Genomic DNA, 24,845 nt, shown 5'->3' on the forward strand with positions numbered 1-24,845 from the left:
AAGTGCCATAGGGGCAGGCCAGCAGAGTGGACCATCTCCATCCAAGCGCAAGGGAAGAAATAAAATCAACCGATTTCCCCCGGCAACACATCCGAGTCAACTTCAACCGGTTCCCATAGTCGACGACGCTGACTCACAACAAGCACCGAAAGCAGGACCAAAGCCACCCCGAACCATTGCAGAGGCTGAAGCCGTTCTCCTAGCCAAACGCCACCAGCAGCAAGGGCAAACACCGGTGTAAGGAATGCCAGGGTGCTAAAGCTTGTGAGCTCCTCCCGATTGACGAGCCAAAAGAACAATCCATAGGCCAGGGCACTGCCAAACAAGCTGGCGTAAGCCATCAATCCCCAATCAAAGCCAGTCCAATCAGGCCACAAAGGCCATGTGCGATCAAAACTGTGCCAGAGCAGTAACGGCAAGCTGCCTAAGACCATGTGCCAACCAGTGACCGCAACGGGATCACTGCTCCGGCAGGCATACCTACTCAGCACTGTGCCTAAGGCCATAGCGATGGCTGCTGCGAGCATCCAGCCTTCCCCTTGCTCCAACAAACTGGAACCAGATGCCTGTTCGCCTAGCAACCACCAATGGCGCAACAAATCCGGCGGGGCCCCAAGGCAGATAATCCCGACCAAACCGAACATCAAACCCATCCAGCCAACTGGGTTAATGGACTCTCCAAAGAGGCTGCGTGCCAGCAGAGCTACCAGCAATGGCTGGGAGTCAATCAGCACCGATCCCATCCCTGCTCCGGTGTAGGCCAAGCCCTTGACCAGGAACATTTGGAAAAGACATGCATCAACAACCGTAAAGACCAGGAACCAAATCCTGTCAGTTGAGGCGATAGCCCAGTCACGTCCCAGCGACGGCAAGGCCAGCAGGATGACAACTCCTGCTGGCAAAAGGCGCAGACAAGCGACGAGAAGCGGTCCGCCCGAAATCACCAGAGGTGTCATCGCAGCCATGGCCGTACCCCAAAGGGCAAAGGGCAGGACCATCAACAGCCAGTGCCGTATTGACAACATGAAGGCAACAAGCAGGTTCCTTTTTAAGATCCAATCCTCTACGAAGAAATTGAATGGGCTGGCTCTGGCGACGCAAATCTCGCCGAAGGATCGCACACATCACCATTGACGGAGCAATCAGCGGTGCAACGCGCGAGCGGGTGCTGAAAGCGATCAAGGAAGTTGAAGAGAGAGAGTTTCCCGCTCTTCTGCTGCGCATCGACAGCCCAGGAGGAACTGTCGGTGACAGTCAGGAAATCCATGCGGCCCTGCTCAGGCTTAGAGAAAAGGGTTGTCATGTCGTAGCAAGCTTCGGCAATGTATCCGCCTCCGGCGGTGTGTATGTCGGGGTAGCTGCAGAAAAAATTGTTGCCAATCCCGGCACAATCACTGGCTCAATCGGGGTCATCTTGCGGGGCAACAACCTCTCCAAATTGCTGGAGCGAATCGGCATCCGCTTTGAGACAGTAAAAAGCGGCACCTACAAGGACATTCTCTCGCCTGATCGCGCACTCACAGCAGAGGAGCGTCAGCTACTGCAATCACTGATCGATAGCAGCTATGAGCAATTTGTGAACGCGGTAGCAGAAGGCCGCCATCTCAGTGCCGAAGAGGTTCGCAACTTCGCCGACGGCCGCGTGTTCAGCGGCACTCAGGCCCACGAACTCGGACTCGTCGATGAGCTGGGAGATGAAGAACATGCTCGAAAACTTGCGGCCAAGCTGGCGGACCTTGATGAAGCCAACACCCAAACGATCAAGCTTGGGCGCCCCAAAAAACGGATAGCGGGATTTCTGCCAGGCAGCAAACTCCTATCCAAACTTGCTGAGTTTCTCAACCTTGAGCTTGGCAACAATGGTCAGGTGCTCTGGCTCTTTCTGCCATGACCACTGCCATCCCATATGGAAGCCTCCACTTACACGGGCTCAGAGGTGCCACAACAAGCTCTGCCAACACGACCAAAGCCATCGAGGCAGCCGTCAGCGAGCTTGTGAAAGCGCTAATGCAACGCAATCAACTCAACCCTGCAGACATCGTGTCCATCACGTTCTCTGTCACGGCAGACCTAAACGCCTGTTTCCCTGCAGCGATCGCGCGCCAACAAGCAGGATGGGAGTCGATAGCACTGCTGGACTGCCAACAAATGTATGTCGAGGGGGATCTGAAACGCTGCATCCGCATGCTTGCCCATGCCTGGCTGCCCTCAGATCAGCCCCCTCAACATCCCTACCTTGGCGAAACCTCTTTACTGCGTCCAGATCGATGCTGAATCACTTGCCGCTCCAAAAGCTGCCAACTAATAGGCCGTCCTAGTCTTTTTGATTCATAGAGGAGAGCAAAGGAGAATCCATATACTTTTTAGTGCTGGTGGTTACCAACACACCCGCTAGATCTCATGGTTAATCAGCTCTTCAGGTTTTGTATTCCAGGCACCCTTGCCTTAGGAGGCCTTACTGCCGGATTGATCGGTTCCAGTGTGATGCTTGAAAGCATCACACCACCAAAGGCCCGAGCCCAGGCAACACCAGCGCTACTTGAATTTCGCTGGGAAAACTCTAAAGACTATAAAAAGCTCTATTACTGGCAAAGCTCAACCATCAGGCGTGATCGAGCAACCTATTACCTGATGCTGAAACCCAAGGACCGCAAAACTGCGATCCTCAAGCTAAGCATCTCTGTACCTGATTATTTCGATGCAAAGATCAAACCGAACAACCTGAGCCTTTGCCTTGTCCATCTAGGGGGAATGCTTTCACGCACCCGCTGCAAAGAAGAGGTTCCTGCAATTTTCGAAGTCTCTGAAGACCAAACAAGCATTGAAGTCTTCCCGGACACCCCCATCCCTACAGAAGACACCTATGCGGTGGTCATGAAAATCTTTAACCCCGACCAACGTGGGATGTTCCAGTTCAATGCCCTTGCCCAAGCTCCTGGAGATGTACCAATGGGCGGCTACCTTGGTAGCTGGCTGATTGACATCAACTGAACTGATAAGTTGGTGGACTGAAAAAAGACTGTACGCCGTTCTCCTTCAATGACAAAAAGAACCTTTGGTGGAACCAGCCGCAAGAGAAAACGCGTCTCAGGATTTCGTGTGCGCATGCGAAATCACACTGGTCGAAGAGTGATCCGCAGTCGCCGAAAACGTGGCCGTGCGCGTCTCGCTGTCTAATCCATAACACTGCGGGTCAATCACTCAAATCACGCCACTTGCTCAGGAAGCCAACCTCCAATGGTGCTGCCAGCATCAATGCGATTACGGGGAAGCCGATGTTTTGAGCACCTTCAGAAGTGGGGCTATCGCTTTTATGGAACTTCAATGGTGCTCCGTGTCATCGAAGCAAATCCCCAACTGCTCAAAGCACCCCATCGGCACCACAACTCCACGGCATGCCGTTGTGCCGTTGTGATCAGCAGCAAAGTGAGTAAACGGGCCGTCATTCGCAACCGTCTGCGTCGACTTCTGCACGATCACCTAAGAAGCAGGCTTGAGGTTGCACCCGAGCATTGCAATCACTGGGTGCTGATCAGCCTCAAGCCAGTCGCCTCCGCAATAGAGGCATCTCCATTGCTAGAAGAATGCGACAGATTGCTCAATCAAGCAGGTTTGTTGTCATGATCACAACCTCAGAAGAGGTCTTCTATGAAGGAGGCCCCGCTCAAAGCGATCTCATCATCAACCTATTGATGGGGCTAACACTGATTGGCCTTCCTTTCACCATTGGAGCTGTGATTCGAGCGTTGTGGCTGCGCTTTCGCATTACCAATCGACGCGTTTCAGTAACTGGGGGATGGCTGGGACGCGATAAGACCCAAGTCGTGTATAGCCAAATCAAGGAGGTGCGCTCAGTGCCTCGTGGCCTTGGCTCCTGGGGTGACATGGTACTGGTACTTAACGATGGTTCAAGACTTGAGATGCGCTCTTTACCTAGCTTCAGAGAAACCGAGAAATACATCAATGCACGGATTAGCGCCCGCAGGGCCAAAGGTTCACCCCAGGATCTAAAGGGCTTTGCGGCTTAAATAACTCCCAGCGTGTAACCCAGCCATATAGGTGCTGATGCACACTGGCATCACAGTTCCATCCACCCTCAGCAATCGATCGTGATCGGGTACATCTCCGACAACATTCTGCTCCCGATCCTGGATTTCTTCTACGGATTAGTGCCGAGCTATGGCCTCGCCATCGTCGCCCTCACAGTGGTCATCCGATTAGCACTGTTCCCCTTAAGTGCTGGATCCATTCGTAGCGCTCGTCGCATGCGGATCGCCCAGCCGGCGATGAAGAAGCGCCAGGATGAAATCAAGAGCCGTTATGCCAAAGACCCTCAGAAGCAACAGGAGGAACTAGGGAAAGTCATGAAGGAGTTCGGCAACCCCCTCTCAGGGTGCCTACCCCTATTGGTACAGATGCCAATTCTCTTCGCCCTGTTTGCAACCCTTAGAGGATCACCGTTTGCTGATGTGCCTTACTTGGTGAACCTCAAGGTGCTGCCTAGCGACCAAATTGCAGCCATTGAACCCAAGCCATTTACCAGTAGCAAGCATTCGATTTTCATCAGTGAAACCAAACATTTCCCAGTCATTGCGTCTCTGCCAAGCGGCACAAAATTAGGAGTTGGAGACAAGGCCCAAATCAAGCTGCAAACGCTCACTGGCGAAAGCTTCACAAGCAGGCTTTCTGGCGTAGAAGGTGGAACCAAGTTCACGCCAACCTGGAGCGTCACCAAGGGGGATGATCTTGTCAAGGTGTCGGCCGATGGCACTGTCCAGGCTTTGGCTGAAGGCGATGCCACCGTTCAAGGCAAAATTCCTGGCCTTGCTGCCCAAAGTGGCTTTCTATTCATTAAGGCCCTTGGACAAGTTGGTTTCTACGTCGATGGGGAAATCAACTGGGATATTGCAATTCTGGTTGGTGGTTTTGGCTTGACGCTTTTGGTCTCGCAGATCCTGTCCGGCAGGGGGCTGCCTGCGAACCCTCAACAATCAACAGCCAACAAGATCACGCCAGTGATGATCACTGGCATGTTTTTGTTCTTTCCACTACCAGCAGGTGTATTGCTGTATATGGTGATCGCAAACATCTTTCAAGCAGGTCAAACTTTTCTGCTTAGTCGTGAAGCCCTACCTGAGAACCTGCAGAAAATCCTCAATGACCAGCTATCCAAACCTGCGTTAGCAACAGAAGCCATCGGTGGATCAGATCGTCTTCCCTTTGAACCTAAAAAACGTAGTAAATGATCCCAGGGCTCCAACCCATTTCATTGCAAGAGCTAAAAGCCTTGGCTGCTCCTCGGCACTGGTCTATCGAGGGACATCTGGACGAGATGGCCTCTCTCACCCCATTGAGAGGCAGCATCAGTGCCGAGCATCAAGGCAGCATTCTGGAAGTGAAAGGAAAATTCCAAACCATCGTCACCCTCTGCTGTGATCGATGCCTAAGCGAATTCAATCAAACTCTCGCCTGTAATACCGAAGAACTGATCTGGCTGAAGGGCAATGGTCCAAAACCAAACGAACTCAATGGCTCGAGCCATTCCGAGGATATGGATGCACTGATGGAGTGCCTTGACCCTCTTGGCAGCTTTGACCCAGAACGTTGGGTTTTCGAACAACTGAGTCTGCAGATGCCTTTAGTCAAGCGTTGTGGGGCCGATTGTCCCGGTCCAGCTCAACAGCAGCCCTCAGCCCAAACCACTGCCGTGAAACCTGAGGGAACTGATCTCGATCCACGCTGGGCAGCATTACAAAAACTCACCTCGCCATGACGAGCTGGGATAACCACCTGGATCTGCTAATCAGAGCCAGAACACCTCTGCTTTGGATTCGGAGCAGCGAAGAGGAGCGTGTTGAAGTGCTGCTTGAGCAAGCCGCAAAACGACTACAGCCCCGTCGCCTTGCCAGCTGGGATTTTATTGGCGGCCTTAAAGGCGTGCTTAACGAAGAAGGCCTTGGGGCACGTCAACCGATGGCTGTCCTGCAATGGCTGCAACAACTTGATGCCAGTAGTCCAACCCTATTGCTAGTCAAAGATTTTTATCACTTCTGCGAAGACGCTGGTATCGCACGCATGTTGCGCAACTTATCGGTTCACTTGCGCCATCAACCCCACACTGTGGTGCTCTGCTCAGGCCCATGGACTCCGCCCAGCGATCTTGATGATTCCCTGACCATTCTCGATCTCCCGCTACCTCAGGAACCAGAACTACGAACACTGCTGGAGAACATTGCCCAGGCAAGCGGCTCCCCCCTTTCAGCAGACGTTTTAGAAGAGCTCACCCACGCTTGCAGCGGCCTCAGCGAAATGAGGGTGCGTCAGGTGGCAGCCCGTGCTCTAGCCCAGCGAGGCAAACTAGGCTGGGCAGATCTGGCCGAAGTCCTTGAGGAAAAGCGTCAGACCGTAGCCCGCAGCGAGGTTCTGGAGTACTGCGTTACAGAAGCCTCGCTGGCCGACATAGGCGGCCTCGATAGCCTTAAGGGTTGGCTAGAGCAACGTCATCAGGCATTCTCCGACGAAGCTCGTCACTTTGGCTTGCCACTGCCCCGCGGCGTTCTACTGATCGGCCCCCAAGGCACAGGCAAATCGCTCACCGCCAAGGCCATCGCCCACAACTGGTCGATGCCACTGCTGCGCCTCGATGTAGGCCGCCTATTTGCCGGGCTAGTGGGTGCTAGCGAGGCACGTACCAGAGAGACGATCCAGCGGGCAGAAGCCATGTCTCCATGCGTTCTCTGGATTGATGAGATCGACAAAGGTTTTGGTGGTGATGCCCGAAGTGATGGCGGCACCAGTCAACGTGTCCTTGCCAACGTGCTCACCTGGATGGCGGAGAAAACCTCCGCGGTCTTTGTCGTCGCTACCGCTAATGGCGTAGAACGCTTACCTGGAGAGCTTCTGCGCAAAGGTCGTTTCGACGAAATCTTTTTGCTTGACCTGCCATTCAGCGAGGAACGCCGCAACATCCTTGAGCTCCATATTCAGCGACGAAGACCGAACTTAAACCTCCCCTTGGGGGCGGTCATCGATCGAAGTGAAGGCTTCTCAGGTGCCGAACTCGAACAGACTGTGATTGAGGCCATGCACTTGGCCTTCGCCGAACGCCGAGAACTTGGAGAGAGCGACCTAATTCTTGCTGCCAGCCAACTGGTGCCGCTCTCCCGCACAGCCCGAGAACAACTCAACGCCCTTAAGGAATGGGCCGCTAGCGGAAGAGCCCGAGCAGCATCTTCTGTTGCTTCCAATCTCGCAGGCTGAATAGGCGAAACCAAACAGGATTCATTTGCAGAGCCAACAACACTTAGGCTGCCCGCGCTGACTTGAAAACCCTCGTGCTTGACCAGCGCCTGGTGCGGGACAACCCCGACCTGATTGCCAACGAACTGGGCCGAAGGGGCATTACGTTAGATCTAACGGGCCTACAACTGATCGCCCAGCAACAAAGAAATCTCGAGGAACAGCGCAGCAGCCTCCAGGCAGAAGGGAATCGGATCGGCAAGGAAGTCGGTCAACGGATCCAGCAGGGAAGCGACCCAAAAGCCAGCGACGTGGCAGAACTAAGACAGCAAGGCAACCTAATCAAGCAAAAGGTGGCCGTTTTAGAAGACGAGGAGAAACAACTATCAGCGCGATTGCGAGAGCAACTGCTGAGCTTGCCAAACCTGCCCTCCCCTGATTGTCCTGAAGGACGCGATGAGAACGACAACCAAGAAAGACACCGTTGGGGCAAGCCACGTGAAGGGAAAGACCTTCTGGAGCACTGGTCAATTGCCGAGCGGCTCAAACTTTTCGAAACAGAACGCTCTGTACGAATTGCCCAAAGTCGCTTCGTCACCCTGATGGGTCAGGGTGCGCGACTGGAACGAGCACTCATCAACTTCATGCTCGACCTTCACACCTCAAAGGGATATCGAGAAGTGATGCCTCCGGTACTGGTGAATACCGCCAGCCTTACGGGCTCTGGTCAGCTGCCAAAATTCGCCGAAGAAAGCTTCCGCTGCGCTGAAGACGACCTCTGGCTAACACCAACTGCAGAGGTGCCGGTGACATCTCTGCACCGCGATGAAATCATCCCCGCTGAGCAACTTCCACTGCGATACGCCGCTTACAGTCCATGTTTTCGCCGCGAAGCTGGCAGCTATGGAAGAGACACCCGTGGCCTGATCCGGCTGCATCAATTCAACAAGGTGGAGCTCTATTGGTTCGTCCATCCAGACCATTCGCAGGCTGCCCACGCTCAGATCACAGCCGATGCCGAAGCCGTGCTGCAGGCCTTGGAATTGCCCTACCGCGTGATTGAACTTTGCACAGGTGATCTAGGGTTTTCTTCCTCACGCACCTACGACCTCGAAGTCTGGCTACCAGGAGCAGGCGCCTTCAGGGAAATTTCAAGTTGCAGTATCTGTGGAGACTTCCAAGCACGGCGATCTGCTATTCGCACCAAAGACGAAAAAGGTACCCGACTCATCCACACCCTCAATGGCAGTGGCCTAGCGGTAGGACGCACCATGGCTGCCCTTCTCGAAACAGGCCAGCAATCTGATGGGAGTGTCCTCCTCCCCAAGGCACTTGTGCCTTATTTCGGCAACGATCGACTAGAGCCAGAATGAACCCATTGCTAGAAGCTGAATGAACGTTTTTGCGGCGCTGACGGTTCTAGCCCTGCTAATCATCATTCATGAAGCTGGGCACTTTCTGGCTGCCACTGCTCAGGGAATCCGTGTGAATGGATTTTCGATCGGGTTTGGACCGGCGCTGATCAAACGACAACGAAGGGGTGTCACATATGCGCTTCGAGTTCTGCCTTTAGGGGGCTTCGTTTCATTTCCGGATGACGACGAAAACAGCGAAATCCCCCCTGATGATCCCGACCTACTACGCAACCGGCCGATCAGACAACGAGCCCTGGTGATCTGTGCAGGGGTCATGGCCAATCTTCTGCTGGCATGGCTGGTGCTAATGGGCCAAGCGGTCATGATCGGGCTGCCAAGCCAACCTGATCCAGGTGTCATCGTTGTAGCCGTTCAACCCGGAGAAGCCGCTGCTGCTGCAGGGCTAGCCGCTGGCGATCGAATCCTCAGCGTGGATGGCAACGAGCTAGGGCGAGGTCAAGAAGCGATCCAGGCCCTGGTGAGTCAAATCAAAGAGTCACCAGGCAGCAAAATTCACCTGGACAGAGTCCGTTCGGGTCAACGCAGCAAGATTTTGCTCATCCCCGCTGAGCAACAAGGCAATGGCAGGGTGGGCGCCCAATTGCAGGCCAACGTCACAGGCAAAACCCGCCGGGCCCAGGGCCCCGGAGAGGTTCTGAACCATGTTGACAGCCAATTCATTTCCCTACTCAGTCGAACCGTTAAGGGCTATTCAGGACTCATCACTGATTTCGCAACCACAGCCCAACAAGTCAGTGGCCCTGTGAAGATTGTCGAAATGGGCGCCCAGCTAACCAGCCAGGGAAGTTCTGGCCTAGTGCTCTTCGCGGCATTGCTTTCGATCAATCTCGCCGTACTCAATGCCATTCCGCTACCCCTACTTGATGGCGGCCAACTGTTGCTACTGCTATTAGAAGGCGTGCGTGGGCGACCAATTCCGGAGCGCATCCAAATGGCTTTCATGCAATCAGGCTTTTTTTTATTAGTAGGTCTCAGTGTGGTGCTGATCGTCCGCGACACCACTCAACTATCTGTAGTGCAACAGCTGATCGGTCACTGATCTGCCCTATTTGCAAGAGCCTGAGCAGCTGAAAACTGGGCAAGCAAAACAATTGCAGCAGTTGGAAGGTAAAGTTCGTTATCGACCCTCGCGCTTCAAAACTGCCGCATGGCTAAAAAGTCAATGATCGCCCGTGATGTAAAGCGCAAGAAGATTGTTGAGCGCTACGCAGCCAAGAGAGCGGCTCTAATGGAAGCATTCAATGCAGCCAAGGATCCAATGCAACGTCTTGAGATCCACCGCAAGATTCAAGCTCTCCCGCGCAACAGTGCTCCAAACCGCATCCGCAATCGTTGCTGGGCCACAGGAAAGCCAAGAGGCGTCTATCGCGACTTCGGGCTATGCCGCAACCAGCTGAGAGAACGAGCTCACAAGGGCGAACTTCCTGGAGTCGTCAAGTCCAGCTGGTAACTCTCAAACCATTTCTGCATCTATTAGGAGTAGAGAGCTCTTACTCATTCGCAAGAGGGATTGAAGTCATCCATCCCTCTTTTTTGTTGCTTAGCAACTGAACCAACAGGAATCAATTCCAAAATTCCACGAAAGTTGACTCGGCAAAGTGCCAGTATGGTGCTTGACAAAAAAAACATAAGAGAACGTGCAAGGTCAGACACAGTCGATCTCCTTTGATGGTCGGGAGATTCGGCTGACCACAGGGCGATATGCCCCCCAGGCCGGTGGTTCCGTGATGATGGAATGCGGCGACACCGCCGTCCTGGTAACCGCCACCAGATCAACAGGCCGCGAAGGCATCGATTTTCTTCCCCTGATTTGCGACTACGAGGAGCGGCTCTATGCAGCTGGCCGCATTCCTGGCAGTTTCATGCGACGTGAAGGACGCCCGCCAGAAAGAGCCACACTGATCGCTCGTCTAATCGACCGCCCCATGAGGCCCTTATTCCCTAGCTGGATGAGGGACGACCTTCAGATCGTGGCAACATGCCTCTCTCTCGATGAACGGGTTCCAGCAGATGTGCTTGCCGTTACGGGAGCTTCCATGGCCACCTTGCTAGCAAGCATCCCCTTCCAGGGGCCAATGGCTGCAGTAAGGGTAGGGCTTCTCGGTGACGATTTCGTTCTGAATCCCAGCTATCGAGAAATCGAACGTGGCGATCTCGATCTCGTGGTAGCTGGTACTCCAGATGGGGTTGTCATGGTTGAAGCCGGTGCAAACCAGCTGCCACAAGGGGATGTCATCGAAGCCATCGACTTTGGCTATGAAGCCGTATGCGAATTAATCAAGGCACAGCAAACCATCCTCAAGGATGCAGGGATTAAGCAGGTACAGCCCGAACCCCCCACTCAAGACCAAGACACCAAGCTGTCGACTTATCTAGAAAAAAATTGCAGCAAGAGCATCGGGGAAGTGCTTAAGCAATTTGAACAGACCAAAGCTGAACGCGATAGCAAGTTGGATGCCATCAAAGCGAAAACTGCTGAAGCCATTGACAGCCTCAAAGAAGACGATGCCGTTCGCAAGTCAGTGAATGCCAACAGCAAAGTCTTGAGCAACAACTTCAAGGCGCTCACCAAAAAATTGATGCGTGAGCAGATCATCAAACAAGGCAAACGAGTCGATGGTCGCAAGCTCGATGAGGTGCGCCCGATCAGTTCCGCCGCAGGCGTGCTGCCAAAACGCGTGCACGGATCCGGACTCTTCCAACGCGGACTAACCCAGGTGCTGTCCACCGCCACCCTAGGCACACCCAGCGATGCCCAGGAGATGGATGACCTCAACCCTGGACCTGAGAAGACCTATCTACACCACTACAACTTCCCGCCCTATTCCGTTGGCGAGACACGTCCAATGCGATCGCCCGGGCGCCGTGAGGTAGGCCATGGTTCCCTCGCTGAACGCGCCATCATTCCAGTACTGCCTCCCAAGGACAGCTTCCCTTATGTGCTCAGGGTGGTGAGCGAAGTCCTCAGCTCCAATGGGTCCACCTCGATGGGCTCGGTCTGCGGCAGCACCCTGGCCCTCATGGATGCTGGTGTTCCACTGAAGGCTCCAGTCAGCGGAGCCGCCATGGGCTTGATCAAGGAAGATGCTGAGATTCGCATCCTCACTGACATCCAGGGAATCGAGGACTTCCTCGGTGATATGGACTTCAAGGTGGCTGGAACAAAAGATGGCATCACGGCCCTGCAGATGGACATGAAGATCACCGGCCTTCCGGTCAAAACCATTGCAGAAGCTGTCAATCAGGCCCGCCCTGCCAGGATCCACATCCTCGAGAAGATGCTGGAAGCCATCGACGCTCCCAGAACTACCCTCTCTCCCCATGCCCCGCGCCTGCTGAGCTTCAGAATCGATCCAGAACTGATCGGCACAGTGATTGGACCAGGTGGTCGCACAATCAAGGGCATCACAGAACGCACGAACACCAAGATCGACATTGAAGACGGTGGCATCGTCACGATTGCTTCTCATGACGGGGCTGCTGCAGAGGCAGCCCAACGCATCATCGAAGGACTTACCCGCAAAGTAAACGAGGGGGAGGTGTTCACCGGAACCATCACAAGGATCATTCCGATCGGGGCTTTCGTAGAGATCCTGCCCGGCAAAGAGGGCATGATCCACATCTCCCAGCTGTCAGAGGCTCGCGTGGAGAAGGTCGACGACGTCGTAAAAGTAGGTGATCAAGTAACAGTACGAATACGAGAGATTGACAATCGTGGCCGTATCAACCTCACACTCAGAGGCGTGCCTCAAAACGGCGAAGAGACTCAATCAGAGCCAGCTCCAACTCCTGTAGCCCCTCTCAACTAATCGGCTGCTTCAGGTCAATTCAAACCTGAAAGCCTGGGTCGATCTCTTTCATAGCCCGCGCCGCTGCTTCACAAAGCTGGGCGTGGGCGAGCCCATGGCTGGCGATTAAACATCCAGCCTGACGTACATCACCGCTGTTATAAGCAAGCTGGCGTCCATCAGCATGAGTGAAACATCCCCCTGCCGCCATCAGCACCGCCTCTGGAGCCGCCATATCCCAATCTTTTGGAGCACTACGGCCTGAAAGAGAGACATACAAATCTGTTTCTCCGCGCAAAATCGTGGTCACCTTGCAACCCACACTGCCCACAGCCTTGCTACCACCAAGAGCAAGACTCTCTAGCAGCTGTTCAAGCCTGTTGTCGCGGTGGTTGCGACTCGCTACCAGCATCAACTCACAAACAGCCTGGCGCTGACTAAAACGCACCGGCGAACGTTTTCCCCGCCGGTCTTCGCACCAAGCCCCAGAACCGATCACACCGAACCAAAGCTCCTCGGCTTCTGGCAGGAGTACCACTCCAAGCACTGGGCGTTGACCACGCACCAAAGCGAGATGCACGGCGTATTCACCTGTGCCCTGCAAGAAATCCTTTGTGCCATCCAAGGGATCAAGGATCCACAACCATTCCGCCGCTAAGGGTTCGCCTGCAGTGAGTTGCTCCTTTGCTGTCTCCTCACTCAATAGAGTCCAATCTGCCAAGGGGAAATTCGCTTCTAAGCCATCCAGAAGCCAGCGATTCACCGCAAGGTCAGCGGCAGAAACAGGCCCCTCACCACCATCCTCAACACTCAGAGCCTTAGAAAATCCATGCGGTGGCTGTTCTCCCCGGGCATAGGCCAGCAGGATGTCTGCAGCACCCCAGCTCAATCGCCTCAAGTGCTGCAACAAAATCTCCAGGTTCACACCATCAGGCAGAACAGGTGCGTTCGGCATCATGCATAGACACGTGCAGGCCACATTGTGAGTCAACGAGAGGAACCAGCACCAGGGGTGCTCTATGTGGTTGGCACGCCCATTGGTCACCTCGGAGATCTCTCACCCAGAGCACGCTCTGTGCTCACGAATGTCTCGGCCATCGCCTGTGAAGACACACGCCATAGCGGCCATCTACTCAACAGCTTGGGCGCGCAGAGTCAACGCTTCAGCTTCCACCAACACAACACCAAAGCTCGCCTGCCGCAACTGCTTCAACTGCTCAACGAAGGGCAAAGCCTGGCTTTAATCAGTGATGCTGGGCTGCCGGGCATCAGCGATCCCGGCGAACAACTCGTCGCAGCCGCTAGGGCAGCTGGGCATCAGGTGATCTGTATTCCCGGCCCCTGTGCAGCAACAACAGCCTTAGTGAGCAGCGGACTTCCATCTGGCCGCTTTTGTTTTGAAGGTTTTCTAGCCTCCAGAGGCAAGGAACGGCAGCAGCAGCTGGCAGCGGTCGCCAGCGAGACCCGAACAACCATTCTTTACGAAGCGCCACACCGACTGGTGCAACTGCTGAAAGAATTGGCGCAACTTTGCGGGGATGAGCGGCCCTTGCAGGTGGCCAGGGAACTCACCAAACGCCATGAACAACAAGTAGGGCCAACGATCGCAGCAGCCCTAGAGCATTTTCTTGAACACAAGCCTCTAGGGGAATGCACTCTTGTTCTAGGAGGTGCTCCAATTTCAGGACCAGATCAGCAAAGTGACGCGCATTGGCGAGCGGAATTGGCAGCTTTGATGGCCAGTGGAGCAAGTGCAAGCGATGCCGCTCGACAACTCGCTCAACAATCAGGGCAATCCAGGAGGGCTCTCTATGCCCTTGTACACCAAATGGTAGAAAACGAGAGCGAGTGAACTCCTAGAAACGGCAAACTAAGGGGAACCATCGAAAACACATCATGCTGCTGCGGCTGCGGCTGCTAACAACCAGTCTTGTCAGCGGCGGATTACTCCTGGTCGTGCTCTGCTTGGGAGCCCAAAATCTCAGTGATCGCCACAGTCTCAGGCTGGGTGATGCCAAAAGCGCAGAGCTACCCACAGGTTTTCTGGTAGGGATGTCAATCGTCGCAGGTGTCATTAGTGGCGGCAGTACAGCCGCTCTGCTGCTGCCCAAGCCAAGAGCCTGAACGACTCTGATTCTGAAGCGACGAATCAAGAACCGTTCAGATCGATGGGGCTTGAGCATCAAGGGCAATCAGTGAACCCTCCAGCACCAAACGAGTGATTCCGCGAGCCAACAGATAGGAGGTGGTGAGCTCAAAAACGCTTGTGTCAGGTACCTTGATCACCCTTTGACTACGTCCACACTGACGTTTGGCAGAACGGGGATTGGCAAACAAACAAAGAGCCCATCTGTCTTGATCATCATCGGCCAGCAAACCCAACTCTGAGAACTCCTTCAGCGGGCGTGCATCAAGTTCAACTGTCTTGTCGACAAGCATATAAACACTGCTAGGTAACAAGCCAGGCAAGAGAGGCTGAGATTGAACCGTTGGACGATCATTGAAAGCAACAGAATCTGCGACTAAAGGAACCAGCTCGCGAAACACCTCGGACTCAGGGAGATCCCCCATGTCCGCCTCGAGATGATCATCTTCGCTGCAGTCTTCTTCCGGATCATGACCAAAGTCATCGGCATCATCGAGAGCAAGAACACCTGCAGCTTCGTCGTCCAACGCGAGCTCATCCACCTTCCCCTCTTCAAGCTTCACCTCATCAAGCGAATTCAGCTGCGATGAGAGCGACTCTGATGGATCCTTAACGGATGCTTCTCCAACAGCAGAGAGGGTCTTAGAGATGGCACCACGCTGGGCACGAGAGGCCTTCACCGCGACGTAGTCCTTCTCTGAAAGCAGCGTTTTAACGGTGCGCGTGACAGTATTAGGACTGCAGCCGTAAGCCTTGGCAAGGCTTGCTGTGGCATCACCTGCCCTGTAACGCTCCACAAGCTCAGATTTCTGACTATCGCTGAGCCGGCTGGCCGCCATCGGTTGCAAGTTCGCAGCCTCTAACCATAGGAGGCCAACTCGATGTTGACTGCCAAAATGCTGTAGTGCTCCCTTAGCTCAGCTGGATAGAGCAACTGCCTTCTAAGCAGTCGGTCGATGGTTCGAATCCATCAGGGGGCGTAGTAATAGCAACGGTTCTTGGCAGCAGCCGAGTACCGTTTCTAATTTCTGTGCTCAAACAAGGCACAAACAGTCCCAGCGCTCCCAAATAAAAGTCGGCAGCTGAATCAAGCCCCACTCTTATGTTGCAGACCAGACAGCGGTACTGATGCTGCCGCAGCTGGGAATCATTGAATTAATCGCTGCAATCCCGTTAGGGATTTGATTATTAGCGAATCTCGCTATCGTGCCGAATTAAACGGATTACAGGTACTTGTAAGAATAGAGAGAATTGTCGCTATATTCTATAGGGCCAGAATTATTGATTTGATGAAAGTATATTGGGTGAGCCTGAGGAAATGGACAGTAATGAGTAACCAGAGACTTTCTTGTTGGAATCCCGCTGCCCGTCCTACTTGATATTGGGGACCCCCCATGGACCAAATGCGAAATCCATATAAGGCAATCGCCCTTTTTAGCATTGAATACGAAAGGCTCTTGCTGGGCTTTGAGGCTTCTAAGCCTGCCAATAAATTTGTCGTGAATATCTTTATCTTTATAGTTCCACCAGGCACTTTTAGAAGGATTGCTCTCAACCTTTTTGCACCATTCATCGCCTGAAGAATTGAAAAAATTATCCTTCAAATTGTGCGATCCAGGTATTAGCTCAAGCTCGCCAGAGCCTGGGGTAATATCTTCAAGAGCAATCCATGAGGCAGCGATCAGGAAAGGCTCCGAGACGCGAACATACGCTGTGTCTTGGTGCAAATCCTGCTCAGTTCCGTAAATGATTCCAAGTTGCTGAAAAGCCAATGCGTTTGCCCCAAATATCAACGACAATACCTCCTGGATATCAGGAGAAAACATTGCCTCACGTGCATCAATATTGTGCGAATATAAATCCAACATTTTTAGGCCTATTAGTTGACTCGGATCCCTATCTCCAATTTCTTCCCCATAAGAATATTTTCCTTCTTTGTCAAAAAATTCGCATTTTGGCTTTACCTGAAGACTTCCATTAGCGAGGACAGAATCATAATAATTAGATATTTTATCGCAAAGACCTGGACTTACTGCTCCTGGAAGTACTATATAGCCATTATTTTTGATGAAATTATACTTTTCTTTGGCTTGCAAGCCCTTGTCATGGTGAGTTTTAGGGAATTCTTTGTTCTCGATGGGGAGGATTCGATGCACACTTCGCTTTTTCAGCTTATAACGTCGCTGCAATCCAAGAGGGCGAAAAGCTCTAAAAAAACGGTTCATGTTGGCTGTCAAATAATACATTGGCCCACCGTAGCAAATTAAGCGCATGAAAAGCCTCAATGACGAGTATCTTTAATTTTGCCGAATAATCTTCAATTATGAATCAAGCATCTCCTGTTGGTTGCGGCTGAACCTAATGATGTGCTCGGCCGTAGTTAATTGGGTCGATGTAGCTTTATGCTCTGCTTCACGAAGACTATGGCCTTTCATTTGTGGAAATCCCTATCCCATAAGTTGCCAGGTATTGGCAGTTAAATCTGCAATTATCGGACGATCAAATGTTAATTGCAATTGCTGTACTATTTATTATCTTCATCTTGATACGGGGAACAAAGGGCGCTGCTGGAATGCCACCACAGTTGTTTAATCGAGGTCAATCACACTCATCACTCGGGATAATTCTGAAAACCCCTGATATCCAGAAGCTAAACAACTTGGCACACTTGATTGAGCAGATTTCCTGTACGCATGAATTGGTTAGCACTTAAAGCCAAACACGCCGGCATACAGACCTATCGACCATCAGGTGCTCCTAAAAACAAATCTCTGCTCGCGAAGACTGCTCAACCAATACTGCTAGAAGGTGATCATTCGATTTTTGAGCAGTTCAATGAACATCGTAAAAATATATTCGCCATTGCGAATCGCCTATCTACTATCACGAATCAACTTGATCGGGTGATCATGAAGCTCAACAACTCCCTAATAATTGGGGAAGGAAGCCCTCACAGGCAAGGCTAGGAGTTTTCATCCATCTTGAAGATCTTGTTAACACGAATATCCCATCATTGGCAATAGAGTTTGATATCCCAGCTAAAAATAGGCGCTTAAGAAGTATTTCCCCCTGCCCAAGGCGTCACCTGTATTCCTATGGCAAATAGGTTTAAATTGTTTCAATACTACCATGAAAGTATTTCATGTGTACGTAATATTGACTATCTAGGTCGCCATCTAATTGGGAGCAGCCTTGCTAACTCAACCCAGGAAAATAAACACAACTGAACTGTATCCAAGAGGATATTTGCTCTAATGTCTTTTTACTGTCAACACTCATGATGAACTTGCTCGCCACTGCAGGGCCTTTCGGCATCTCGCCTTCAGCTGATCAACTCATGGTGATCAACCTTTCCGCAATCCTGGTGGGCACCACATTCAATGCTCCCCAGAAGGTCATCAAATGGGGCGGGCTGGTCATCGCTGTCGTGACTGCAACCTGTGCACTCTGGTGCGGACACTAAGAACTCGGCAGCTTTCGGCTTGAGGTCAGCATTGACTTCTCTGCAAAACTCAGCCATCAGGCAAGGCATCAAGCTCATGAAGGGCCTCAAGGTGCTTGTCCATCACGCTGACCCATCGCAGCAGCGACGATGGCAAGAAGAAAAACTGCTTTGTTTGACCACCTCAATACCACCCTGCTTAACCAGAACAGCCAAGACTGTGAATGCTCTTGGTTGATCCCTAAAGGTTGTTTTGATCTAGTGCTGATAGCACACCTGCTATTGAAGCACCAGGTGTAAAAGACTTCAGCCTGAAGACAGTGAAAGCACTAGAAGCATGCTGAGCAAACAGCCATGTGATCAAACTCACCAATGGTGTTAAGCCAGTCAACTTCCTCTCAGATGAAGAGGCAAGAAACTGCCAAAAGCGGTGGATCACGAAAACAAAAAGTCAACACCGCTATAGGGGAAAAACAATAAAAAAAGCCCCGCTTTTAAAGCGGGGCTTTTTAGTGATCTCAACGCTAATTAAATCCAATGATGATAATTCTGAGAGATTGGTTGATCCAATCAGGACCAATTAAAAGTGCCAATCCATCAGAGCTAACTGCTCGTGCGAGCGTCCAAAAGGAAAATTCGCTAGGAATCAACCACCAGACCTAGATAGTTGCCGACCCAACTGGTCTAGGACGAGCAATCCAAGGATGAGCATAAATAGGCCGACAGCCAAGGAGGGGCCAACTAGGCCGCGAGCCACCTCTACCACCGTCACAACGCTAGCCAGCAGCACAATGCCCACCAGCCATGGAGTCCCTGTGCCCCAACCTCTCAGAGAGCCATACACCCCTGAAGAGGGCAAGATATAACCAGTGAGGATAAGGCCAACGATCACGAAGACACATACCAAATAGAACTGCCAACCGAGGGTCCCGGTAAGGACGATGACAGGGGAGCCGAAACTGCCAAGAACTGGAAGCATAATTGTTTAGCAGCCTTTACTTGAAGACGCCGAACCTTACCACATTTAGAAAAAATGAAGCTGGGCTCCGCTAAAAATTACAACAGGCGCCATTCCTGCCGGAATTAATGATCAGACAATCTGACCAGTTTGATGTGATAGCAACAGATCTACCCAGATTTTCTTTCACCATCTCTACCTCAAAGCAAAAGCCTGCGAAGGCTTGGCTTCGAATTTAGCATGCATTTTATATCATCATATCACAAGCTTCGCAGATCAAAAGATATCCCTAAACGACCAAGAGAATGAAGCTGGACCTGCGGGATTCCAGGGAAAATAGATGAATTGGACAAGAGTAGTAAATCAAACAATCATCACAATCCCAAGCCAATCTCTACTTGCTTATTATTACTTATTTCTTTCTCCAGTCACGTTAAAAAGGCTCTTAATAAGATGCCCAAGTATTCGACTTACGAAGCAGATTTCTCGCCAATCGATTAAATTAGGATAGTCGACTTTACTTGTGAAGGCAGGCGTTATCAATGGATGGAAGTTCATTGAGAAAGAGACCTGCACCAAAATTTGATTGTTCTAAGGCAGAGCTCGCATGCCTAGCTCTATCAACGACAGATCACGACTCAACAGCATGCGACTTGAACATGATCGCCATGCAGAGCATGATCTCTTTCAAAGGAGATGGAAGCTGCCAGTTAAAAGAATTCCTACCTGCAAGACGGGTGCATCCAGCAATCGATACCAGATCCCCGATAGGGTCAGATCTCAGAACCTGAGCAGATCATGAACCTGGCAGCGACCTATTTTGGTGCCAACGGTTGGTTGCTGGAGTTTGGTGCCTGCAGGGTACTAGTGGATCCCTGGCTCACCGGCCAACTCTCCTTCCCACCAGGCCCCTGGTTGCTGAATGGCCGGCTGCCCCGCGACTGGGCTGTGCCTGACAACCTTGATCTGCTGCTTTTAAGCCAGGGCTTACCAGATCATGCCCACCCAGAAACACTGCAGCTTCTTCCCAGGGATCTCAAGATCGTTGGCTCCCCCTCAGCCGCAAAACTAGTTGGGCGCTTGGGGTTTACACAAGTAACACCATTGCATCCTGGAGAGAGCACCAACATCGCTGGACTCACCATCCGCGCGACCGCTGGAGCCATGGTGCCCTCGATCGAAAACGGTTATTTCATTAGCCATGCTGACGGCAAGCTCTACCTTGAACCTCATGGTTTTCTCGACAGCAAAATCGAATCACAATCCGTTGATGCGGTGATCACCCCGGTGGTTGATCTTGGTCTGCCTCTTGCAGGGGCTTTTGTGAAAGGCCGTCAAGTCCTGCCTGAATTGCTCAAAAGATTTGAGCCAAGCACCGTCCTTGCTAGCACTGCTGGAGGGAATGTTCGCTTCGAGGGGCTGCTGAGCAGCTTTATGCAGATGGAGGGATCAGCAAAAGACGTTGCCGAAATGCTGCCTGCTCAGATCAAATTCATTGACCCAGAACCCGGCAAACGCTACGCCCTTACCTCCAAGCAATCTCTGGTTTAACCATCTAGCTCATGAGCCCCGTCAGCAAGCTCAAGAGAATCTCAAACTGACGAGATTGAGGCCATGAAGAAGACAAAAGAAGGTGATGTTGGCAATCAATCGTTCTTTCAGCCAGAGGCTTATGAAAGCTGTCTCGACTCCAGCTAAGCAAAGCAGGAATCTCTTGAGCGTGTCCTGAAAAAGAAGGGTTTATTTTGATCTGAGCTTTAACGCTGCGAAAACTGGCTGAAGCTGAGACTGTGCCTCGTCAAAGGGATAGACATGATTGATCTCATGCAAATTTCCTTGCTCTGAAGATCACAATCCACATCAGGATTATGGTGTTAATAGCAAGCTATTTTCTAAAAGGATCATCTGCTGTTCCTTGAGCATCAACGCAATTTTGATAGCCCATTTTGATTTTTTTGCCCGCACAAAAAAAGACCCGGATTTTTGATCCGGGTCTTTGAATACAAATTGACTATTCAAACTAGAGACTCAGCCACCGTGGCAGGAGAAGGCACCCATCAAGAAGTTGTGAACGCCTGGTACTGTGCGATCCAAGCCATAAATGAAGAGAGTCGACGCAAACAGAGTGGCCAATGTCTTCTGAGCCCAGTTGAGGCCTGAACTTCTTGAGAGTGCAGAATTCATTGATCGCAAAAGAAAGCGTGTATGAAGAATAGCGCCTTTTCATGCTTTCGCTGTTGCAAACATGAATTGAAGTACAAGCCTCATTGATGAGCCCAGCCCCGCAAAGCGCCAAGAAACCAAAAGGGAACAGCTCGACTCAAGCCAGGCAAAGCATGGTTGGCGCGATTAGCAAGCAGCGAAAGGTCACAAGGATTGAACGAAAATAACCTCTGAACTTGTCTACAAGTGCATCGCCTGTGGCTTGTTCAAGCGGATTGAAAGGCCAGTGTTTTCTCCACAAGGCTGGTATCCATAAGAGGGATTGAGCTGCTTGCTATTCCGAAAAATTCCAGCTAATCAGCCCAATCGCTGTCAAGAACCAAAGCGCTACCACAAATGCCCCAAAAGCCCAACTCCCTCCCCTGCCAACGGCCCACAGCCAAACAAAGAGGCCGATAAACGCTAACACAATTTGAATCAAAATGTCTTGCTCAACAGGCAACGCAAGGAGCAGATCTCTGATCATGGATCAACAAATAGATCACAGCTTCCATCATTAACAAGTGTCGACGATGGAAGGAGGCAGGAAAAGAGTTTTAACCCTTAAAAAGCATTATAGCATCAGCTCACCAGACTTGAAAGGCCAGAACATTAAGAGGGCTAATGATTATCAGCACCCCCGCATGCAAATAGCTTGGAGTTTGCAGGCATACTGTAAGTTATTAATCAACAAAGTTATAGTTTTTCATAGAGCTAATCGCGGACAAGAGGCTCAATGCTGAAAGTCAACAGACAATTGCTCAAGGTTCTTTAGAGCCACTAGCAAACTAGATTAGATGCTGTGAACCATTGCATTGTCTTATCTTGATATAGGTCAATTAAAATCCCAAAACTTAGTCATTAGTCAAGCAGCAGTAAAAGATGTGATTACTCCAAAAGCTGTGTATGAACTGCCTCCTATCTGCAAGGAAATAAAGAACAAAGTCTTCTCAGCTATAGCTCCAAGAATAGGAACTTCAATGTTTCTGCGGCCAGAGGTGACAAGCCCTGCTGAAAGGATCAGTGAGCAAGGCTCGTGCTGCATCCGCCCTGGGCTATCAAGAAGCGCACGAGGGGCAAGACAATATTTACGCTGACGGTCAGGGCTAACTGGGCAACAATAAAGTTATTAAAAGCAATTCAAGAGATCACTACTTCTGCTCTCTTAGATCACAAACCTCGACAACTGTTGCTGACCTCCTCCAGCATGATCACAGCATCATCACCACGTCCAGCTCGAAGTTGACTCATGATCACATCGGCTTGCAAGCCAAGCAGCAAGGTCTGACAGGAATAGTTGCTCTGAGCTCCTGCACGTCTCTGCAGGGCTTCCGCCCGAAGTAAAGCGGCTTGGCATGCGTTGAGCTGACCAGATTGAAAGCATGCGAGTGCTAGCGGCGTGAGGCCTTGAAGCTGAGTCGCTCTTACAGGAATCATCCCTAGTAGTGGAAGAAAGCCACAGAGCAGGAGCTGCAGCAACAGGCACCATCTCTGCGACTCCTGCCCTAGAAGCGACATGATTCCTTCGCAAGAACGGTGCTTATTTCAACGCAAATGCATGGGTCAATCACAAATTCTCAAAAGTAATTTGCATGCCGCTAATCAAGAAAGTGCCTTTTTCTTCAGTTGATGTGACCAAAGCACAGCCTGATGCAAAGGCGCTGTCTGCAACGTAAAGATGAGGGCCAGCAGTGCCAACCAAAAGACTGCCTCAAGCTCTGCTCTACAACTCAGTTTTTAAAGCGATTTTGGCTGAACTTTTAAGCGTTCAATCCCCGTGCAGCATTACTTTCGCCTTCCTCTATCGCTTGCTGGTGCTGCTGCTCTTGCATTAGCGAGTGCTCCCATCCAACCAGTAGCTGCTCAAGAGGATGGCAATGCAGCAGATCTAGGCGTGATGGAGATCAACCTCAAAGACGCTGTCCAGTTCAACTGGGGGTTCCAAGGAGCACTGCAAGGAGCTGGAACACCCAATCAAGCCGGTATTGGTGCCTTTCTTCCGATTGCTTTTGGTGAGAACAGCGTTTGGTTTATCGATGCCTTAGCCAATGCCAATTTCGCTGACCGTGATGGAGAAAGCAGCATTGTTAATACCGATGTCGCTGGTACCACGATCAGCACATCAACAAGGCTTGGTTACCGCTGGCTCAATGGTGATCGCAGCTGGATCTATGGCATCAATGCTGGCTATGACAGCCGGCCGATGAATACAGGTGATGCTGATACCAGCGTCAATGTCTTTGATAAGCGTGATGTCTTCTTCTCTCAAGTTGCTGCAGGTTTAGAAGCAGTCTCTGATACATGGAACTTCAACGCTTATGCACTGGTTCCCATTGGTGATGTCGAACACAGGCTGAACAGCCATTACGAGGTTGGTGCTCTTGATACCTAAGGATTAGATGTTGGCTACAGCATCACACCAGATCTCAATGCTTCTGTTGGTTATTACTATCAGCAAGGAGATCTCGGTGAGGCTGATGGCTCTGGTGTTAAAGGAAGGTTGGCTTACGACATCAGCAATGGTTTAACGATTGGCGCCAATCTTTCTTACGACGAAGCCTTTGATACACGCTTTACAGCAGATATTAAATATCGCTTTGGAAGCAATGGCTATGGAGCACCAAGCAAGAAAGAACCCGCAGCAATGCCTGCAATTCAAGCGTTATCTGCAACACCAGCCAATCGGGATGTGAGGGTGCACGACTGTACATTTCCATGGTACTGTCCTGCCATAATGGAATAGTGGAGGGGGAGGGAATGGAACCATGGGGATGTTACCTAGCTTACGGTGCCGACTAAGTAATCAGACAGACGAGAGGGAAAGCTTGACCCTCGCTTGATGGAGGATACCTGCCAAAAGCCCCTGCAATCGCGGGGGTTTTTTATTTCTTCAACCACCTCACTATTGGCTTTAAACAACCATCGATACCTGCCACCATTGACATGGATAAGGTTGCCGTGATGTCTTCTTTAGCAGGCAAAAAGCAGCAATAGTTTTTCGTATTCATCACAAATTTACCTTCAACTTCTTTTGCCCTAAAACTACTTATATCCCTACCTTAATCACCACAGATTGAGGCTTTGATCACCATCTCTAATTCCATTTGTTTTTCTAAATCTAACCGCAACCTGATGCCAATCCTCAGGGATTTGATTGAAGCGAACATCCCAATCCCAAGGCAATCGTTGTTGGCCTGGTGAAATCCTCTTTTTCTTACTTCTAGTTCTTGAATGACTGACTAGCCGTTTAAGCATGCGACTACCCCAATGGCACTTGGGAGCAGCTTTGCTGTGATGATGAAAGCGCTGGCAGAAACGCTCATAGCGCTTGGAACATCAATCCAATATTGACGAAAGATTTAAGAAGACTGAGCAACATTAAATGATTCTATCTGTTTTCAGCCTGACGCATCAACTTTATTCAATTCCGTCCACTCTTAAACTCATCAGCCTTAGATTGAACTATAGAAGATTTTTTAATCAAAATATGATGACAGAAAAACGAACACTCTTCATACACTCACTTTTCGTTAATTAAGAGCCCAATAGAGGAGTAGCATCGAGACACGACACTCCTCACACAAGTTTGTCGGTATGGACGCTGCTCGATGAGGGCGCCTTTTTCATGGTTTTG

General features: G+C 51.2%; 25 protein-coding genes, 1 tRNA gene and 1 pseudogene. 20 read left to right on the top strand and 7 right to left on the bottom strand.

Features of this window, described 5'->3' with window-relative positions:
- Window positions 1-65 precede the first annotated feature (65 nt).
- Window positions 66-1,025, bottom strand: a complete 960-nt coding sequence (locus tag AKG35_RS07265) for a DMT family transporter (protein WP_011130732.1) — start codon at window positions 1,023-1,025, stop codon at window positions 66-68.
- Window positions 1,026-1,078: 53 nt separating this feature from the next.
- Between AKG35_RS07265 and sppA the strand changes: the two genes are divergently transcribed.
- The 13 genes from sppA to AKG35_RS07325 all read left to right on the top strand — a co-directional run bounded on the left by sppA (window position 1,079) and on the right by AKG35_RS07325 (window position 12,484).
- The gene (sppA, locus tag AKG35_RS07270; protein WP_011130733.1) at window positions 1,079-1,891 is read left to right on the top strand and encodes a signal peptide peptidase SppA; all 813 of its coding nucleotides are present in this window, start codon (window positions 1,079-1,081) and stop codon (window positions 1,889-1,891) included.
- Window positions 1,888-2,274, top strand: coding sequence for a chorismate mutase (gene aroH / locus AKG35_RS07275; RefSeq protein ID WP_011130734.1), 387 nt, complete (start codon window positions 1,888-1,890; stop codon window positions 2,272-2,274). The genes sppA and aroH overlap by 4 nt, the downstream gene beginning before the upstream one ends.
- A gap of 126 nt (window positions 2,275-2,400) precedes the next feature.
- Window positions 2,401-2,991, top strand: coding sequence for a DUF2808 domain-containing protein (locus AKG35_RS07280; protein ID WP_011130735.1), 591 nt, complete (start codon window positions 2,401-2,403; stop codon window positions 2,989-2,991).
- Window positions 2,992-3,039: 48 nt separating this feature from the next.
- A complete protein-coding gene (rpmH, locus tag AKG35_RS12395; protein ID WP_011130736.1) occupies window positions 3,040-3,177 on the top strand; it encodes a 50S ribosomal protein L34 in 138 nt (45 codons plus the stop codon).
- Between the two features lie 60 nt (window positions 3,178-3,237).
- The gene (locus tag AKG35_RS07285; RefSeq protein WP_011130737.1) at window positions 3,238-3,624 is read left to right on the top strand and encodes a ribonuclease P protein component; all 387 of its coding nucleotides are present in this window, start codon (window positions 3,238-3,240) and stop codon (window positions 3,622-3,624) included.
- Entirely contained in the window at window positions 3,621-4,028 is a 408-nt protein-coding gene (locus AKG35_RS07290; RefSeq protein ID WP_011130738.1) for a PH domain-containing protein, read from the top strand. The genes AKG35_RS07285 and AKG35_RS07290 overlap by 4 nt, the downstream gene beginning before the upstream one ends.
- An 81-nt stretch (window positions 4,029-4,109) precedes the next feature.
- Window positions 4,110-5,246, top strand: coding sequence for a membrane protein insertase YidC (yidC, locus tag AKG35_RS07295; RefSeq protein WP_011130739.1), 1,137 nt, complete (start codon window positions 4,110-4,112; stop codon window positions 5,244-5,246).
- Window positions 5,243-5,773, top strand: coding sequence for a YceD family protein (locus AKG35_RS07300; RefSeq protein ID WP_011130740.1), 531 nt, complete (start codon window positions 5,243-5,245; stop codon window positions 5,771-5,773). Before yidC ends, AKG35_RS07300 begins: the two co-directional genes overlap by 4 nt.
- The gene (locus AKG35_RS07305; RefSeq protein ID WP_011130741.1) at window positions 5,770-7,260 is read left to right on the top strand and encodes an AAA family ATPase; all 1,491 of its coding nucleotides are present in this window, start codon (window positions 5,770-5,772) and stop codon (window positions 7,258-7,260) included. Before AKG35_RS07300 ends, AKG35_RS07305 begins: the two co-directional genes overlap by 4 nt.
- Before the next feature lie 74 nt (window positions 7,261-7,334).
- Entirely contained in the window at window positions 7,335-8,612 is a 1,278-nt protein-coding gene (gene serS / locus AKG35_RS07310; protein WP_011130742.1) for a serine--tRNA ligase, read from the top strand.
- A 19-nt stretch (window positions 8,613-8,631) separates the two neighbouring features.
- The gene (gene rseP, locus AKG35_RS07315; RefSeq protein WP_011130743.1) at window positions 8,632-9,714 is read left to right on the top strand and encodes an RIP metalloprotease RseP; all 1,083 of its coding nucleotides are present in this window, start codon (window positions 8,632-8,634) and stop codon (window positions 9,712-9,714) included.
- 108 nt (window positions 9,715-9,822) lie between these two features.
- A complete protein-coding gene (gene rpsN, locus AKG35_RS07320) occupies window positions 9,823-10,125 on the top strand; it encodes a 30S ribosomal protein S14 (RefSeq protein WP_011130744.1) in 303 nt (100 codons plus the stop codon).
- Between the two features lie 187 nt (window positions 10,126-10,312).
- Window positions 10,313-12,484: a polyribonucleotide nucleotidyltransferase gene (locus AKG35_RS07325; protein WP_011130745.1), complete on the top strand. Its 2,172-nt coding sequence runs from the start codon at window positions 10,313-10,315 to the stop codon at window positions 12,482-12,484.
- 19 nt (window positions 12,485-12,503) lie between these two features.
- Here the strand turns inward: AKG35_RS07325 and AKG35_RS07330 are convergent, their stop codons facing one another.
- Entirely contained in the window at window positions 12,504-13,421 is a 918-nt protein-coding gene (locus AKG35_RS07330) for a 3'(2'),5'-bisphosphate nucleotidase CysQ family protein (protein WP_011130746.1), read from the bottom strand.
- A gap of 24 nt (window positions 13,422-13,445) precedes the next feature.
- Here AKG35_RS07330 and rsmI point away from each other — a divergent pair, with 24 nt between their 5' ends.
- Together rsmI and AKG35_RS07340 are read left to right on the top strand one after the other, a co-directional pair.
- Window positions 13,446-14,315, top strand: a complete 870-nt coding sequence (rsmI, locus tag AKG35_RS07335) for a 16S rRNA (cytidine(1402)-2'-O)-methyltransferase (protein ID WP_011130747.1) — start codon at window positions 13,446-13,448, stop codon at window positions 14,313-14,315.
- 44 nt (window positions 14,316-14,359) lie between these two features.
- Complete coding sequence (locus tag AKG35_RS07340; protein WP_011130748.1) at window positions 14,360-14,587, top strand: hypothetical protein; 228 nt, start codon at window positions 14,360-14,362, stop codon at window positions 14,585-14,587.
- A gap of 36 nt (window positions 14,588-14,623) precedes the next feature.
- Here AKG35_RS07340 and AKG35_RS07345 read toward each other — a convergent pair whose 3' ends face one another.
- Window positions 14,624-15,448: a hypothetical protein gene (locus AKG35_RS07345; protein ID WP_041385139.1), complete on the bottom strand. Its 825-nt coding sequence runs from the start codon at window positions 15,446-15,448 to the stop codon at window positions 14,624-14,626.
- 67 nt (window positions 15,449-15,515) lie between these two features.
- Here AKG35_RS07345 and AKG35_RS07350 point away from each other — a divergent pair.
- Window positions 15,516-15,589, top strand: a tRNA-Arg gene (locus tag AKG35_RS07350).
- Between the two features lie 243 nt (window positions 15,590-15,832).
- On the opposite strand, the gene AKG35_RS07355 is transcribed toward AKG35_RS07350, so the two are convergent.
- Window positions 15,833-16,834 (bottom strand): phytanoyl-CoA dioxygenase family protein, encoded by a 1,002-nt coding sequence (locus tag AKG35_RS07355; RefSeq protein ID WP_157859855.1) that lies wholly within the window; start codon window positions 16,832-16,834, stop codon window positions 15,833-15,835.
- Between the two features lie 1,055 nt (window positions 16,835-17,889).
- Between AKG35_RS07355 and AKG35_RS07365 the strand changes: the two genes are divergently transcribed.
- Together AKG35_RS07365 and AKG35_RS07370 are read left to right on the top strand one after the other, a co-directional pair.
- On the top strand, window positions 17,890-18,072 hold the full coding sequence (locus AKG35_RS07365) for a hypothetical protein (RefSeq protein WP_041384528.1): 183 nt from the start codon (window positions 17,890-17,892) through the stop codon (window positions 18,070-18,072).
- Window positions 18,073-18,103: 31 nt separating this feature from the next.
- Window positions 18,104-18,289, top strand: a complete 186-nt coding sequence (locus AKG35_RS07370) for a hypothetical protein (RefSeq protein ID WP_041384530.1) — start codon at window positions 18,104-18,106, stop codon at window positions 18,287-18,289.
- Between the two features lie 408 nt (window positions 18,290-18,697).
- Here the strand turns inward: AKG35_RS07370 and AKG35_RS07375 are convergent, their stop codons facing one another.
- Window positions 18,698-19,030, bottom strand: a complete 333-nt coding sequence (locus AKG35_RS07375; protein ID WP_011130752.1) for a hypothetical protein — start codon at window positions 19,028-19,030, stop codon at window positions 18,698-18,700.
- Window positions 19,031-19,807: 777 nt separating this feature from the next.
- On the opposite strand from AKG35_RS07375, the gene AKG35_RS07380 reads away from it, so the two are divergent.
- The gene (locus tag AKG35_RS07380; RefSeq protein WP_011130754.1) at window positions 19,808-20,560 is read left to right on the top strand and encodes an MBL fold metallo-hydrolase; all 753 of its coding nucleotides are present in this window, start codon (window positions 19,808-19,810) and stop codon (window positions 20,558-20,560) included.
- A gap of 1,821 nt (window positions 20,561-22,381) precedes the next feature.
- Here AKG35_RS07380 and AKG35_RS07390 read toward each other — a convergent pair.
- Together AKG35_RS07390 and AKG35_RS13650 are read right to left on the bottom strand one after the other, a co-directional pair.
- Window positions 22,382-22,729 (bottom strand): hypothetical protein, encoded by a 348-nt coding sequence (locus AKG35_RS07390; RefSeq protein WP_011130756.1) that lies wholly within the window; start codon window positions 22,727-22,729, stop codon window positions 22,382-22,384.
- Between the two features lie 49 nt (window positions 22,730-22,778).
- The gene (locus AKG35_RS13650; RefSeq protein WP_268869570.1) at window positions 22,779-22,913 is read right to left on the bottom strand and encodes a hypothetical protein; all 135 of its coding nucleotides are present in this window, start codon (window positions 22,911-22,913) and stop codon (window positions 22,779-22,781) included.
- A gap of 75 nt (window positions 22,914-22,988) precedes the next feature.
- On the opposite strand from AKG35_RS13650, the pseudogene AKG35_RS12960 reads away from it, so the two are divergent.
- Window positions 22,989-23,954, top strand: a pseudogene (locus tag AKG35_RS12960) (carbamoyl-phosphate synthase).
- Window positions 23,955-24,845: the final 891 nt, after the last annotated feature.

It is taken from the genome of Prochlorococcus marinus str. MIT 9313, from assembly GCF_000011485.1.
GTDB lineage: Bacteria > Cyanobacteriota > Cyanobacteriia > PCC-6307 > Cyanobiaceae > Prochlorococcus > Prochlorococcus marinus_D.